This is a genomic window from Flavobacterium tructae (genome assembly GCF_001853485.1).
GTDB lineage: Bacteria > Bacteroidota > Bacteroidia > Flavobacteriales > Flavobacteriaceae > Flavobacterium > Flavobacterium tructae.
This window is the reverse complement of sequence record NZ_MIKE01000025.1, coordinates 296,856-311,583: the sequence shown is the minus strand read 5'-3', so window position 1 is coordinate 311,583 and position 14,728 is coordinate 296,856. Positions and strand designations below refer to the sequence as shown.

Here is a 14,728-nt window from a genome sequence, read left to right as displayed (position 1 = left end):
ACTATAAGCTTGCGTTTTGGATGTTAATTTTGTCACCGTCCCGCAGTGATTGAGTTCCTTCTTGTACAATCAGGTCATCGCTTTTTAATCCTTTGTTGAGGATAAACACATCGTCAAGCGTACTTCCAATACTAATGTTGGTCATTTTTACAATTCCTTCTTTGTTGACAAGAAATACAAACTGTTTGTCCTGAATCGAAAAAACAGCTTTCTGTGGAATTAAAATCACATTCTTTTTAGGTTCTGATATAATTAGTTTTCCCGATGTTCCGTGTTTGATAAAACCTTGCGGATTATGAAATTTTGCTTTGTACTGAATAGAACCTGTTTGTCGGTCAATTTCACCGTCGGCAGTTCTTAATTCGCCTTTTTGGTTGTAAACGACTCCATTTGGTAATTCCAGTTTAATGTCGCCTCCGGGTTTGTTCAGGCTTTTGTCGGTCATCATTTGGAAATAGATGTTTTCAGGGATCGAGAAATAAGCGTAGATATCATCCAGTTGAGAAACCGTTGTTAGTAGGGAACCATTCTCTACAAGACTGCCTTCTTTGAACGGGATACGATCGATCGTTCCGTCAAATGGAGCTCTGATAGTGGTGAAACTAATCTGCTGATTGATTGCTTTTCGTTCGGCAACTGCATGGGCAACTTTGGCAGAAGCGGCTTCATATTTGGCTTTAGAAAGTTCCAGTTCTTTGTCGGCAATTACTTTCTTGTTAAACAGGGTTTGTGCCTGCTCAAGCTCGACTGTGGCAATTCTAAGGTCTGCCATAGTACTTTTGTATACCGCCTGAGCTTTTAGTAATTGTATTTGCAGCTCGACATCACTGATTTTGAAGAGCAGTTGTCCTTTATGTACCTTTTGTCCTTCGCTCACATAAACCTTATCCAGTAATCCGGGAATGCGAACATGTATTTCTACATTGTTTTTGGCGTGCACATCAGCCACAAAACGGTTAGAAACGATGGTGTCCTGCAAGGTGACTTTGTAGACAGGCAGTGTTTTGATTTTCGAAGTCTCTTTTTTGGTTTTATCTCCACAAGAGCTCAGAAATAAAACAGATAAAACAATTAACAAGAATTGATTTTTTGTAGTGTTCATAATGAATTTTTAAATAGGGGTATATAAATGAAGGTGCTCCCCAACATTGATTTGCAGGGAGTCGTGAATAATTTAAATGTTAAATAAGGGATATTGTAACGACTACTGCTTTTAGAGGGCAGTAACGTTTGGATAGAATATTTTTATATCAAAAGTTGCCCTTTACAATAAAACACAGAAAGTGCATTGCATAAGAGGAATATAAAAATGAAACGGATTATGACCTAGAATAACTGGTACAGGTGCAGATGGGTATGACGCTGAATCTGGTAGACAGTTGCCATACCATAAATTAAGCGATTTTTGAAAATTCTGAATGGTACTAATTTGGTATAGTACGGTGTTTTTAAAGTACTGCTGTCTGAAGTTGTAGCACGGTGTTTGATCTTCTTTTTGACAATGAAATGAATGTCAAGATCTTTGGGACTAACCAAAGCGGAAGACGAAAATTGAGGTACTTCTGAAGCGGTGAAGTTTTCCTGAAGCTGACAAATCGTAAGTTCAGCAGTATGTTTACCAGATTCTCCTCCACTTAAAAAAGGGAGTAAGAGCAGCAAAATAATACCTATGAACTTTAATGGTTTCATGAATGCAGTAAAGAATTGTAGCTTGTCATCTGTAAAGACAACTTCTATTTGATATGGGCCAAATATAGGCATTTGCAAAATAAAGGATTCTTAAAATTTTAAGAAAATATTAAAAATTGAGGATAGGATAACATTCCGGAAAGACACCATTCATTTTTAGGATGGTTTTATAGAGGCTTGATGTTATAAAAACAGAATTCATTCTTAATTTTGTAAAAAGAGAAAGAAGCACTAAAATTATTGAAATGAATAAAGTATTCTCCCAACAGGGCACATTTTTATTAGGAACAGATCGATCAGAACATTTTGTTTTGAATAAACCTGCTCAGTTTAGCGAGTATACTGTTTTATTCGTTAGTGAAGGCGAGGGAATTTTTCATGCTGATTTTGCCTCTTTTTATTTTAGAGGCCCGGTTCTTTTGTTCTCAACACCTCAACAATCTATTTATATAAAAGAAAATAAACCTCTTAAATATAGTGTTTTACAATTTCATGGAGACTTCTATTGTATTGAATATCATAGGAATGAAGTCGCTTGTAATGGCTTACTCTTTAATAATATATATTTAGAGCCTTCTATACCATTAACTGTTGACCAGCATCAATTATATGCACAATTAATGGATCAGATTACGGATGAACTAAAGCAGGAAACTCCTTCCGAGATTGTATTGAGAGCTTATATTCAGTTGTTCTTAGCCAAATCGAGCAGTATCAAAATGAACAGCATCGAGAAGCAGGAACTTCCAAAAGATGAAAAAATGGATCAGTTTAGGCTACTTTTGGAGGAACATTTTCTGACCCTTCACAAACCAAGTGATTATGCGTCCTTATTAGCGATGACTTCTAATAATTTTACCAAGCAATGCAGAAAACGCTTCGATAAAACTCCAACGCAAATGATTCAGGAACGACAAATTCTTGAAGCTAAGAAATACCTGCACCTGACTAGAATGAGCATAAAAGAAATTGCTTTTGCTTTGAAATTTCAGGACGAATACTATTTTAGCAGGGTCTTTAAAAAAAGGACAAACATTTCTCCGCAAACCTTTAGAAAAACAACCGGAATTTCAATTGTGGCAGATTTGTCTAGTTAATATCCTTTTTCGTCCATTCTTTGCCAAACATTTGAAAGGTAGTTTTGCTGTGTTATTTAAAAATAAATAATTTAAAAATTACAGTAATGAAAAATACCATTTTGAATACAATTGCAAATTTAGATCAGTTAGGAAAAAAAGCAGTACGTGCCGGAATCGTAATTGTTTTTTTATGGATTGGCGGACTTAAGTTCTTTACCTACGAAGCAGACGGAATCGTACCTTTTGTAGCCAACAGCCCCTTTATGTCTTTCTTTTACAATCAGCCCACCGAGTACAAAGAATTTGTCAATAAAGAAGGGGAGCTGGTTACCGAAAACCACGAATGGCAGATCTCCAATAATACGTATGGGTTTGCCAATGGTCTTGGAATTTTGTTAATCGGAATAGGGGTTCTGGTAGCGATTCATCAATGGGCACCTTTGGCAAGTCTGATCGGAAGCATATTGGTTTTTATACTGACTATAGGAACATTATCTTTTTTAGTAACCACACCCGAAAGCTGGGTGCCGCATTTAACGGATGAGCAATATGGCTTTCCTTATTTGTCAGGCAGAGGGCGTCTGGTTCTGAAAGACATTGTGATTTTGGGAGCTTCCTTAATTACGATGAGCGAATCGGCCGCATTGTATCTAAAGAGACAGTCTTAAAAAACTAAATCACAGTATTGTCAGAAAAGCCTTTAGCGCTCAGGGCAGCTAAAGGCTTTTGCATTTTCAATTATTAAAGCTTTAAAACTATTGCACAGTTACGGCATAACTTAGATTTGAGGTTGCGGTACCTCTTTTAAATCTCATTCTGTTGTATGCTCCAACAGGAACTCCGGCCGGAATTTTCAGTATGGCTTTATAAGAAGAAAGACTTACAATTTCTAAAGGATAGGTGACAGCAGTGTTACTGGTATTGTAAATTTCTACTGCAGTAAGTTCATTTAATAAACCGCCTCGCACTTCAAGAGTTTCTCCTAAACGTTTAGTAGTTGGAAAACCAAATCTCTCTGTTTTGAAATAGTCAGGTTCCGTTACCTCAATTTTAAATCTGTTTTCTACACTGGCATTTTGAAGGGTGTAAGCTCCATTTTTAATACGAAGATCATATAGTCCCAACGGCATATTTTCCGGAAGAAAGTAATACACTCCATATTCTAGAAAAGGCGCCGCAGTTTCGCCGTTGCCTAAGTACACGATTTCTGCTGTGTATTCTGTTTTTTGATCGGCAGCAGATACAAAGTAAACTCTGGTATCTTTAAGACTCATCCATAAATCATTGATGATCGCCGGATCGCTCGTACCACGATTGGTCATTTTTGCCATAAAACCTTTGGCTAATGGCTCTTCCTGAGTTGAAGTCCATGTTAGAGGTTCTTTTTGTCTGAAATCTATTTTTAGGGTATATTTTTTTGTAGTACCTGCTTTTGATGTAACGGTATAAACGGTACCGTCTTTAAAAGCTACCTCTGCACCAGTTGCCGGAGAGATAGTAGCCTCGGTACCCAGAATGATTTCCGGTTTAACCGTTTCAGGAAGTGTTATGTGGTTGCTCCAGGTAATTACTATATTTTCCTCAGTCAGAGCTGCACTAATCGCATTATTTTCAGTATCCTTAATGGTAAAAGATTCAATATGGGTGTAACCCGGAACTTTAATAACATCGGCCGGAATAGTATTTACCTTGTCGATATACTCCGTTTCGCACGAAACACATGCCAATGCCATAAAAAGCAGGGCTATTTGATATAAAAAGACAGGATTATGTATTCTTTTAGTCATGATTGTGTTGTCTATGTAATTTTTACTTGATTTTATTTATTAGTTTTGCTACTTATTGAATAAGCGGGCTATTATTTTTTAAAATGCCTGTTTTACAATGCTTACGGTAATTTTACAGAGCCGTTTGTGGTCATGGGGGAATGATTTAGGGAATAGGGTATTTTGCAGTCGATCGCCGGTCAGCATTTGCTGCAGTTACTTTTATCTATTTCGTGCTCCCATGTTCTTTTTTACGCTGTTGTTAATTATTTTACCTGAGTCCAGTTATAGTTTACAGTACTGTTTGAAGATCCCGGAGTAATGCTGGTTACCTTAACCAGGTAAGCTTCTAATGCTGATGCAGGACTCGTAACTGATTGTGAATTTGTACCAGAATTAGTTCTCCAGATTACAATAGCTTTTGCAGGAGTCATAACATGTGTAAGGATGTTGTAAGAGTAGTATCCTAAGCGATAATTTGCTCCGGATATAGTTCCGTTGTATCCTAAAACATTGTACGGATCTGCCGGTGAAGTACCTACGTTACCAGATGCGTTTTTAACTACAATAGCAGAGTTCCAGCTATCCCAGTCATCACAAGTCTGATTTAAGTTAACAGTACCCACATACCATTTACCGGCATTACCTACCGGACGGATTGAACCTCCGTAAATACCTTCCCATTGAACGTTAACACCTCCAATTGCAGCCGCAACAGGAGTCCAGTTCGTATAGGTAGAAGATGGTGCAGCAGTTCTGTTTACCGTAACAGAGGTAGAAGTAACTGTACAAAGAGCTAAAGCAGATTTCTTAGTTAAATTTGATCCTTGCGATTGTTCTTTTGCTACCGCTTGTGTTTCGGCATTTTGTTCGTCAGTACTACAAGATGTAAATGAAATAGCAGCCACTGCTAAAATTGATAGAATTATTTTTTTCATAATGATTTATATTTGATAGATTAATTGGCTTCTTTCATTACCCTCGCAGTGTAAACAGGCATTTTATATTTTCTTATATTTAATTGGTGATCCTGAACGGATATTTCATGGTAGTGGACAGATTATAACTTTCCATCATTAACCAGTAATCGGTATCCGGTTGAAGAGGTATAGTTGTATTGGCTGCATCTGCAAAAACATACATGACATAAAAACTTCCAATATCAAGACCTTCATTGTATTGCTTCATCTGCCATTTCTTGTTGCCTTGCGCATCTACCACAAACACTTTTGTCACCTCATAAGACGGCAGGAAATTTTGCCCTTTTACCGTAAGCGGACTATCGGTACTAATCGAGAAAGTTTCAGTTGGACTTGATACTTCATTTACGACTAATTTAGGCTGTTGTATAACAACGTTCACCGTGTAAACCGCGGTTGTTCCATCTGCCGCTTTTGTGGTATAGGTTACCGGAGTTTTGCTAAAAACAGGTATCAGTTCTTTTGCGGCAGGAGAAATAGTGGTATTTGCCGGTAATGATATGGCAGCTTCAAGATATTGATACTCATAATAAGAAGGCAGGTAAACTGTAATGGTCTTCTTCAGATTGTTTACAGCACTATGAATGGCCTGAGTGGTGCCAGGATTGGTTACACGAAAAGATATAATTCTTTTAGCATCCAGACCGGTAACTATTTCTGTAATGGGTGCTTCTTTTACATCTGTCCATCTTTCTTCCTCACTGCTGCATCCCGTTAACAGAGTAAGTAGGGTAAAAGCTGAAGCGAATAAGTTTGTTTTTAATGGGGTAATTTTACTATTCATGTGAATTAAATTGGTTATCGGATTTCAAATTTGGTACTTCCCGCCGGTACCATTACATATTCAAAAGTGTAATACATGTGCGGAGTGTCTTTAAACCAATCCTTAGGGCTGTATACATCTTTATAAACAGATATCATTTTGATTTTTGCGTAATTACCGTTAGCGGTTTTCAGGATAATCGTTCTGGCCGGAATTACAGTACCGTTTGCAATTTTAAGTGATTCTCCAAGTGCATAGGCCACGTGTGCTTTCTGCGGATTCTTTCCATCCGATACCACTTCACCTCCAAAATCATACAAGTACCATCCTGTTCCGTTTCCAAATGAGCCTGCATCATCAGTACCAATAAGGTCAATTCCGGTTTTAAACTGACTGTCTGCAGGAATATCAATAACTTCATTAAAAGGTTTGGCTACAATCGTGATTCCACCTATACCTCCCGCAAGTGAACCGTTGTTTTGTGAGTTGCTGCCATTGTTTCCGGATAAAAAGCTCGCGTAAAGCCCGCCAAAAGCCAGATCCCATTTTCGGGTTTTTTTATAAGATCCCTCTACAGCTTTGTTTTCTTCAAGACTGTAGTAAAGTGTTGCTGAAGGAGCAGTAGGATTTGCATCAGAAGTACTCCCTTGATAGTTTTTTACCTGTATTACTTTATAGAATAAACCTGTTGAAGGAATTTCGGTTTTCGGATCGGTTGCCTTATTTTCGTCTGCTGAGCAGGCCGTAAACAAAACGGTTAGAAGAAAAACGACCAGTAGGATTCCGGGCATTTTTTGGGTTAGGGTTTTGATTTTTGTCATGTTATTCAATTAATTGGTACTTAAATTTTTACTTCCGTCCTGCTGTACAAAGTATTTGAAAGTAAAATAGGGAGCAGGCCAGTTTAAATCAGTTACAGCAGGGGGATTGCCTTTGTAAGCATTTATGAGTTGTAGCTTTGCATATTTTCCATTAGGCAGACGCAGCACATAAGTACGATCCGGAATAGCCTGCATGATATGACTGCTTAAGCTGTAATAAAACCAACCCGCAGAGCTTTCAGAGGAAGACCATCCAATTTTAGTAACTTCACTGTTGTTAAAATCAGTATCTGAAGGCGCCTGATTGACATTTTTATAAGCTTCTTTCAATAACACTACCGCTGTGTTTTTTGCCGGACCACCATAACCGGGATTGTATTGGTATTTTGTATTGTTTATAAAAACTTCACTATTGTAAGGCCCTGTAAAAGCAATGTCCCAGTCGTTTGTTTTCATGAATTGTAAAGAATCTGCTTTTGTATGCAGCCAGATTTGTTTCTGATCGCTAAAGCGAAAAAGAAAAGTATGAAACCCTCTTTTTTCCTTGCCCTTTGTGTCACTGCTCATAGCAGCTCCGGTATCTCCGGCAAGATCTGAAACTATGGTGCTTTTACCATCTGTCAGAGTGGCTGTAGGATTTTCGTCAGTACTGCTGCAGGAAATAAAATTCATACCTATAATAAGTAGTACTAAAGGCCATTTTTTGAATATATGATTTGTTATCATGATGAAATATTTAAGGTAAATTATAGTTTTATTGATCTTTAAAAAAACGATAGCTTATGCCGGCAAGCAATATTCTTCCGGGCTGTCCGGGCATTAGCGGATCGGTGTAGTTGAAAATATTATCAGCTGTAAATCGAATACTGAGATGGTCTTTTAACAGTTGTTTTTCTATACTGGCATTAGTAAGCCAATAATTCTTCACAAAAATGTCGTATTGGTCAATGAATTGATTGCCGTTTCGATCTCCGAAAGGATACTTGCCTCTAAAATTAACCCTGATGTTTGCATTAAGTTTCCATGGATTATAGCGATAGAAAATAGAAGTATTGGCCATGTGGCGGGAACGATTTTCAATACCCCAGTAATCAGACGGACGGGGTTTATACGAATTTCCGGTTGCAGGATCATGTATGTTTTGGCTATAAGGCCATTTACCTGCACTGATACTGTCTTTGATACTAAGATCTTTAGCAATTAAATATTGATAACCGGCGCTTATTTCCAGATTCTTTATCGGACTGAGTTTTAAAGCAATTTCAAATCCTTTGTTAACAGCTTTAGGGAGGTTTTGATACGTATAAATAATTTGATTATTGGTTCCTGTAGCGACCTGAATGCTATTAATTTGATTGGTTATTTTATGATAAAAAAGATTTCCTTCTATTTTAAACTTTTTGGAAGGTTCCAAAACTAATCCTGCATTGTACGAAGTACTCTTTTCGGCCTGAAGATTTCCTGCAGTTTGATTGAGCACATATTGCCTGATTTCGCTAATCTGACCGTCCTCTTTTAACTGCTGTAGTGTAGGAGCGAGAACCGCATTACCAATAACCAGGTAATTTCCGTTAGGATTAAAGAACACCAAATAATTGGTTTTAAAATCAGGAGCTTTAAATCCTGTTCCAATACCTGTTTTAAAAGTCAGTTTAGGCGTAATGAAGTATTGTAATCCAAAACTGGGATTGAGTCTTCCTCCAAAATTATTAGTGTGATCGTAACGGAGTCCGCCCACAGCTTTTACTTTCTGAACAGGAGACCATTCGCCCTGAACATAAGAGAAAAAAGTCTGTAGAGAATTGACACCATTCAGCGATTTATCGTTCATATTCTCCTGACTTCCGCCAATGCCGCCCACAAGCTGGTACGAATTGTTATTGCTGTAGGAGAATTGCTGTTCTACGCGATGAAGTGTCTGTTTAAAAACATCCTGACTAACAGCATTATTGCTTTGCTGCCAGGCCACACTCATATCGGCAGTATAATGAGTGAGGTAGTATCGCGTAATGCTTCTTAAGTTACTATTGAAACGGTGATCGAACGAAAGTGAAAGGTTAAGATCCTGCTCGTCCTGATGATCTCCGGAAATGTGTCCAAGACCAAAATCCTTTTGCATAAAAGAACGTCGCAGACCGTAACGACCGCTTAGATTTAAATAACTCTCAGCACCGATTTGATAGCGTGATCTTCCCTGTAAGCTATAATTGTCGTAGGGTGGAGAAGTGGTGCCTTTAATGTATTTTGAATTGGTATTAAAACCGTCGGTTCGATAATAATTTGCCGCTATATTGGCGGTTCCTTTATTTTGTGCGAATGGGGTTTCACCTTCTACAGTGGCATCCAGAATGTTCAATGAACCATAACTTACAGAAGTTTGTAGCTGCGGATCAATTACGCCGTGTCGGGTAATAATATTAATGGTACCGCCCAACGCTTCACTGCCGTAAAGACTGGAAGATGCTCCTTTTATGATCTCAATACGTTCTATATTAGACACACTGATTCTCGAAAGATCGAAATTACCATTGTTGCGTCCAACCATAGGCTGACCGTCAATAAGTACCATAATATATTCGCTGCCAAAGCCCTGCATTTGAACGCCTACAGATCGTGCTCCACCACTAATATTGTTGACAATTGCGATTCCCGTCTGCTCTTTTAAGACCTCATCAAGTCTTCGGCTGCCCATTAGTTCTATGGTTTTACGATCAATTATGGTTACGGGCATCGCACTATACTGAGCATTGACAAGGCTTTCGGGATTACTCTTTTTGGAACGACCTTTTACGCTTACTTCATTCAGATCAATACCTGGCTCCATATTAATGTGCAGTGGCTTCATAGCGGAGCCATTCAAAACAATCTGTCGGATGTAATCTTTAAATCCCATGGTGGTGATTCTGATGTTGTAGGTTCCATTGGATACACCGTTAAATGAAAAGTATCCCGTACGATCTGATAGTACTGACTTGCCTGAAGACTCCAGTGTTACGAGAACCTTTGGAAGCGGATTTCCGGCATGATAGACAAAACCGCTAAAAGCGGAACTGTTTTGAGCCTGAACAAAACTTATATACAAAACAAGCAAACAAGTAAATATTGTTTTTTGGACAGGAGTGTTGGTATTTTTGTTTTTCATTCTGTGTGTTATCCATTGTCTAAAGGAATAAGAGTATTATTGTGTCACTATTCTTATTTAGACTGTGTAAAAATAATAATTAATAATGTAGTAATAGTATTTTTTTTACAGAATGGATGGAAATTAAGTAGGTAAAAGATTATCAATGTGAATTTAAACTTCAGATAAAAGGTTTTAGCTAATTGTTTATTAGTCTTTTAGATATTTAACGAATAAGTAAGTTAAGTTCTGTATTTAAGAAAAATTTAACAAATTGAAAGAGCTGAAAAAGCGTAAAATACAGTCACTTTTTTGGGTTATTTTAGTGCCGGTTCTTACAAAATCGTCTTAAAACAATTGAAAATAGCTTTTGAAAATTTTAAATACTATCTGTTTTGGATTTTGAATGTTGTGACAGCTGAGCTGTTCTGTTGACAATAGAGTTTAAAAAAAATCTCATTTCGAAATGAAATGAGATTAGCGAGGTTGCCATTAGGAGAAAACGTCTATATCCATTCTCCTGCAATATTGTGATCGTTTGGTAAATAGGTAAGATACTGCACCATTCGTGGGTTCTGACCTTTATTAGGTGTGGCACAATGAGGTAATGCACTGTTCCAGATGATAAAATCGCCGGCTTTTCCGAGCACCGGCTCCGACTTCAATGTTTTTATTGCTTCTTCTCTGGGATTGACATTCGGATCAAGGTTGTTTAACCAATCGTCTATTTGGTTATGAAATCCGGGAACACAATGAAAAGCACCATCTTCAGGTCCGCAATCGGTGAGGTAGAGTAGTCCCTGTATTTCAAACTGAATGGGCTGTCTTAAACTCATGTCCCAATGAAGCGGACTCCCCAAGAAGGTAAAATCTCTGGTTTCCGGCGGGTTGAAACTTACTTTATCGATAGTTTTGTAAAGCTGGTCAGTTTTGTAAAGCTGTTCGTAAGCTCTTTTAATTTTGGTCGAAAATCGGTTTCGGTTTAAAGTCTCATGATCTGAAAAATTAAGCATTAGGCCTTTTTGATCTTCGTGTCTTTCGTACCAGGTTTCTTCTTTAAAAGGATCCATTTGCAGAAAATCCCAGATGGCACGTTGTGTATCTTCACAATCTTTCTCCGAAATAGCATTTTTTAGAACCACATAACCGTTTTCATTCCAGAATTCCAGATCTTCCTGTGAGAGAACATCAGTGGTAATACCTTCAGATTCATAATTAATATTTCGTTTTCTGTTACTGATCCATATTTTAAAAGTATCAAAATCAGGTTTTTCAAAATACAAATACTGTAAAGTGTCTTCCATACCAATACCCAATTGGAACAAAGCCTTAATTTCTGCATTCCAGGTTTCGTCATCAGTCTGAACGGTTGAACCGTCCGGCTGTAAAGTGCGTTTCCATAACTTTTCAAGAACAGTTAGTAAGTCTGTCATTTCGGTAGGTTTTATCATTTATAAATCAATACTTTCAAAAGTAAGGTATTTAGAGCGGTCTGCTAAAAGTAAAAATACGTGTTTTTATCTTTAGTTTATGGTTTATAGTTTATAGTTTATAGTTTGCGGTCTGCATCTCACATCTCACATCTTGCATCTTAGATCTCACATATTACATTTTATAGTCATGCTCCGTTAAAGAACAAAATAAAGATATCGGATTTTAAATTATGACATCAGACATACTAAAACAGGTGTATTTACTTATTAATAATTGTGCTTTTTTGCTTATACTTGTTGGGAGTTTACGGGCTAATAAATGGATTGTAAGCGACTAAGTTTTTTAGCTATTTTCATAGTTAAGAGCTGAATTTTTACTTTCCAAGGTCATCCAATAAGGAGTATGCTAAAAATCCTTTAAAGAGTAAGCAAAACTTAAAATTCAGAGATAATGGACATCAGTTTTTTTTCCTCCACTATTGTTCAGGTCGCTATTTCACTGATCATAAGCTGGGCATTATTTGCCTTATTGTGCAGTATGATTCTTGAACTAACGGTACAGATAAAAAGTGAAAGAGGTCGGTTTTTCAGAAGTAAAATTATTGAAAAGCTATTTGATTTTTCCAATCAGATCAATTGGGGATTGTTAATGTACAACAACAGCAATATCAGATTATTGACGAAATCGGAAAAAGCGCCGCCAACCGAAATTACTTCCAAAACTCTCGCGGAAGTACTGGTGGATACGGTTGCTAATGCTCAGGCAGCTAAAATATTGCTTCAGGATGATGAGGTAAATCATGAGAAGAAGTACAGCAATGACCTGCTGAATAATTTTGAATTTGCTATTACTTATTTAGGACAAAGCGATTTGATTCTGATGCTGAAAAACGCCATGAACAAAGCCAAAATTAGAGCTTCCGGCTCGGTAAATGAGGTGGCAGAAAAGGTCCTTTATGAAGAATTGATTAAAGAAGTCACCATTTGGTTTGATCAGTTTAGTGACCGAACCAGTGTATGGTATAAAAAACTCTCCAGAAAACGCTTGTTTATTATCGGGCTTCTGGTGAGCTGTATCATTAATATTGACAGTATCGTTTTGTTCAAGTATTATGATACTAATCCAACGGCAAGAACCGCCATGATTGATTATTATACGAAGAACAAGATGCAATTAGAAGTACTCAGCGCAAAATATGGTACACCGGGACAAGGTGCAGCAACTGATACGGCAGCCCTGAATTCAACCAAAAAGGATATTAAGGGTTTATCCAAACAAATAGATAGTTTAAAAACCAACTTAGATTTACCTATTGGGTGGAAAAAAGCGCAATGTGCCGATGTGAAAAGCAGTTCAGAAAAAGATTGTTTCACCTTCTCTTGTATTTTGCTTAAAATATTGGGGATTATTATCTCGGCCTTTGCGGCAAGTTTAGGAGCTCCGTTTTGGTTTGATATTCTGAAAAAAGCAACGACTACAGCGCAAACAGTAATTAAAGAAGTATAGATTATGGAAAATAATTACAAAAATGCTCATACGCATATATTCACCATGAATAATGCGCCAAAAAACTTCCTGGAATTGTATATGCCACCATTTTTGGCAAAAGGAGTTGATAATTTTACGAATACCAACCTTGGTGCCTGGCTGATCAGACAGTTGGCGAGCAGTAATAAAGGAATGGCCAAAAGATATGCTACCTTCCTTCAAATCGGTAAAAGTAAATATCAGACCGATATTTTTGAGGATTTAATGTCCCGATACCCTAACGAAACATTTCAGTTTATTACCCTATGTCAAAACTTAGAGTATTTAGGTGTTGGCAGATCCGTTAGCGGTTTCGAGGGACAAATAGAAGAAGTGATTGATATCAAAAGAAAATACCCCACGAATATTTTGCCTTTTTTCGGACTTGACCCAAGATGGAAAAGCAGCGGAGACGAAATTCAGAAAACGGTAGAGCGTTATTTCGAAACTAAAATCGAAGTGGGCGGAACGTCTGTATATCCGTTTCAGGGATTAAAAATGTATCCAAGTACCGGACATTATGCTTTTGACGCAAAACTTAGGAAGACCATGGAATGGGCTGCCGACAATGGTGTTCCAATAATGACACACACTTATTATTTGGGTGGAATTTATAATTATGATAAAGATTATATTAAACGTAATCTAAATCCCATTGACCCGTATACTGGAAATATACATGGAGCACCGAATGCAGTACCGAAATTTATTGAGGAGAAAGGAGGTTTGTTCGGAAATCTCTTTAATGGAAATGACCGAAAAAGCTGTAGAAGTAGCTGCTCTTATTTTCTTGAGCCACATTCGTATGAGTCTATGTTGAATTCAATTAAAGATCTTAAGATATGCTTTGCGCACTTTGGTGGTGTCAATCAGATACAAGCTTCCGAAGGAAACAATAAAGATAGTAATCAAATCAATCCTTATGGAGTGTTAAGAAAAAACTGGTTCAGTCAGATACAAAACCTGATGACTCAGCATCCGAATGTTTATACAGATATATCGTATGATGTAGCAGAATGTCTCTTAAAAGAAAACAGTGAGCTTTATAAAGTATTTTTTAGAGAGGTGGATAAATCCTATGGCAATCAAATATTGTTTGGAACCGATTATTTTATGACGGAGAAAGACAGTCTGGAACAAGTGGCGGTGCAGGGATTTAGAAATTATGCTTCGAATGCTAAGCTTCAAAATGGGAACTCGCTATGGGATCAAATGGCAAAGAATAATATTAATAGCTATTTAGAGAGTAAATACTATTCCGGAAAGCCTGTAATTATTCGCTCTGTTTAATTAGAATAGTAAGATAAATTTTCAACCTCCAGAATCAATTGATTCTGGAGGTTTTTTTTGTGGGTAATAAAGGCTGAAAGCCCAAAAGCACAAGTATGGTGCAACGCACTATGATCTAAGTTAAGCAGGAATATTGCCCTGAAAGGGCAAGAGCAAAGAGACGATCTGAAATCAATACTTCAGAACTGTAATTCTTACAATTGTGCTTGGATTTAGAAAGCTTTCTATTTAAGAGGTTGTTTTTTATTAATGAATTTA

13 protein-coding genes are annotated in these 14,728 nt (G+C 37.3%); 4 read left to right on the top strand and 9 right to left on the bottom strand.

All coding sequences use genetic code 11. From position 1 onward, the window contains the following. Position 1: 1 nt before the first annotated feature. Both BHE19_RS17380 and BHE19_RS17375 read right to left on the bottom strand, forming a co-directional pair. A complete protein-coding gene (locus BHE19_RS17380) occupies positions 2–1,102 on the bottom strand; it encodes an efflux RND transporter periplasmic adaptor subunit (RefSeq protein ID WP_070908160.1) in 1,101 nt (366 codons plus the stop codon). A 224-nt stretch (positions 1,103–1,326) separates the two neighbouring features. After that, entirely contained in the window at positions 1,327–1,689 is a 363-nt protein-coding gene (locus tag BHE19_RS17375) for a hypothetical protein (protein ID WP_070908159.1), read from the bottom strand. A 245-nt stretch (positions 1,690–1,934) separates the two neighbouring features. Here BHE19_RS17375 and BHE19_RS17370 point away from each other — a divergent pair, with 245 nt between their 5' ends. Beyond that, positions 1,935–2,786, top strand: a complete 852-nt coding sequence (locus tag BHE19_RS17370; protein WP_070908158.1) for a helix-turn-helix domain-containing protein — start codon at positions 1,935–1,937, stop codon at positions 2,784–2,786. A gap of 86 nt (positions 2,787–2,872) precedes the next feature. After that, entirely contained in the window at positions 2,873–3,436 is a 564-nt protein-coding gene (locus BHE19_RS17365; protein ID WP_070908205.1) for a DUF417 family protein, read from the top strand. 87 nt (positions 3,437–3,523) lie between these two features. Here BHE19_RS17365 and BHE19_RS17360 read toward each other — a convergent pair whose 3' ends face one another. From BHE19_RS17360 to BHE19_RS17330, 7 genes are all read right to left on the bottom strand, one after another. Further along, complete coding sequence (locus tag BHE19_RS17360; protein ID WP_123923441.1) at positions 3,524–4,555, bottom strand: hypothetical protein; 1,032 nt, start codon at positions 4,553–4,555, stop codon at positions 3,524–3,526. A 245-nt stretch (positions 4,556–4,800) separates the two neighbouring features. Then, complete coding sequence (locus BHE19_RS17355; RefSeq protein WP_070908156.1) at positions 4,801–5,472, bottom strand: hypothetical protein; 672 nt, start codon at positions 5,470–5,472, stop codon at positions 4,801–4,803. 79 nt (positions 5,473–5,551) lie between these two features. After that, a complete protein-coding gene (locus BHE19_RS17350; protein WP_070908155.1) occupies positions 5,552–6,298 on the bottom strand; it encodes a DUF5018 domain-containing protein in 747 nt (248 codons plus the stop codon). Positions 6,299–6,312: 14 nt separating this feature from the next. Continuing rightward, positions 6,313–7,098 (bottom strand): HmuY family protein, encoded by a 786-nt coding sequence (locus BHE19_RS17345; protein ID WP_083342577.1) that lies wholly within the window; start codon positions 7,096–7,098, stop codon positions 6,313–6,315. 9 nt (positions 7,099–7,107) lie between these two features. Further along, on the bottom strand, positions 7,108–7,824 hold the full coding sequence (locus BHE19_RS17340; RefSeq protein WP_070908154.1) for an HmuY family protein: 717 nt from the start codon (positions 7,822–7,824) through the stop codon (positions 7,108–7,110). A 28-nt stretch (positions 7,825–7,852) separates the two neighbouring features. Beyond that, a complete protein-coding gene (locus BHE19_RS17335; RefSeq protein ID WP_083342576.1) occupies positions 7,853–10,240 on the bottom strand; it encodes a TonB-dependent receptor in 2,388 nt (795 codons plus the stop codon). 485 nt (positions 10,241–10,725) lie between these two features. Further along, positions 10,726–11,652, bottom strand: coding sequence for a phytanoyl-CoA dioxygenase family protein (locus tag BHE19_RS17330; protein WP_233431390.1), 927 nt, complete (start codon positions 11,650–11,652; stop codon positions 10,726–10,728). 451 nt (positions 11,653–12,103) lie between these two features. On the opposite strand from BHE19_RS17330, the gene BHE19_RS17325 reads away from it, so the two are divergent. Both BHE19_RS17325 and BHE19_RS17320 read left to right on the top strand, forming a co-directional pair. Beyond that, positions 12,104–13,159, top strand: a complete 1,056-nt coding sequence (locus BHE19_RS17325) for a hypothetical protein (protein WP_070908152.1) — start codon at positions 12,104–12,106, stop codon at positions 13,157–13,159. Positions 13,160–13,162: 3 nt separating this feature from the next. Next, on the top strand, positions 13,163–14,470 hold the full coding sequence (locus tag BHE19_RS17320; protein ID WP_070908151.1) for an amidohydrolase family protein: 1,308 nt from the start codon (positions 13,163–13,165) through the stop codon (positions 14,468–14,470). Positions 14,471–14,728: the final 258 nt, after the last annotated feature.

Coding starts and splice junctions, on each gene's coding strand:
- BHE19_RS17380 (WP_070908160.1), bottom strand. CDS start 1,102: ATGAACACTACAAAAAATCAATTCTTGTTAATTGTTTTATCTGTTTTA.
- BHE19_RS17375 (WP_070908159.1), bottom strand. CDS start 1,689: ATGAAACCATTAAAGTTCATAGGTATTATTTTGCTGCTCTTACTCCCT.
- BHE19_RS17370 (WP_070908158.1), top strand. CDS start 1,935: ATGAATAAAGTATTCTCCCAACAGGGCACATTTTTATTAGGAACAGAT.
- BHE19_RS17365 (WP_070908205.1), top strand. CDS start 2,873: ATGAAAAATACCATTTTGAATACAATTGCAAATTTAGATCAGTTAGGA.
- BHE19_RS17360 (WP_123923441.1), bottom strand. CDS start 4,555: ATGACTAAAAGAATACATAATCCTGTCTTTTTATATCAAATAGCCCTG.
- BHE19_RS17355 (WP_070908156.1), bottom strand. CDS start 5,472: ATGAAAAAAATAATTCTATCAATTTTAGCAGTGGCTGCTATTTCATTT.
- BHE19_RS17350 (WP_070908155.1), bottom strand. CDS start 6,298: ATGAATAGTAAAATTACCCCATTAAAAACAAACTTATTCGCTTCAGCT.
- BHE19_RS17345 (WP_083342577.1), bottom strand. CDS start 7,098: ATGACAAAAATCAAAACCCTAACCCAAAAAATGCCCGGAATCCTACTG.
- BHE19_RS17340 (WP_070908154.1), bottom strand. CDS start 7,824: ATGATAACAAATCATATATTCAAAAAATGGCCTTTAGTACTACTTATT.
- BHE19_RS17335 (WP_083342576.1), bottom strand. CDS start 10,240: ATGAAAAACAAAAATACCAACACTCCTGTCCAAAAAACAATATTTACT.
- BHE19_RS17330 (WP_233431390.1), bottom strand. CDS start 11,652: ATGACAGACTTACTAACTGTTCTTGAAAAGTTATGGAAACGCACTTTA.
- BHE19_RS17325 (WP_070908152.1), top strand. CDS start 12,104: ATGGACATCAGTTTTTTTTCCTCCACTATTGTTCAGGTCGCTATTTCA.
- BHE19_RS17320 (WP_070908151.1), top strand. CDS start 13,163: ATGGAAAATAATTACAAAAATGCTCATACGCATATATTCACCATGAAT.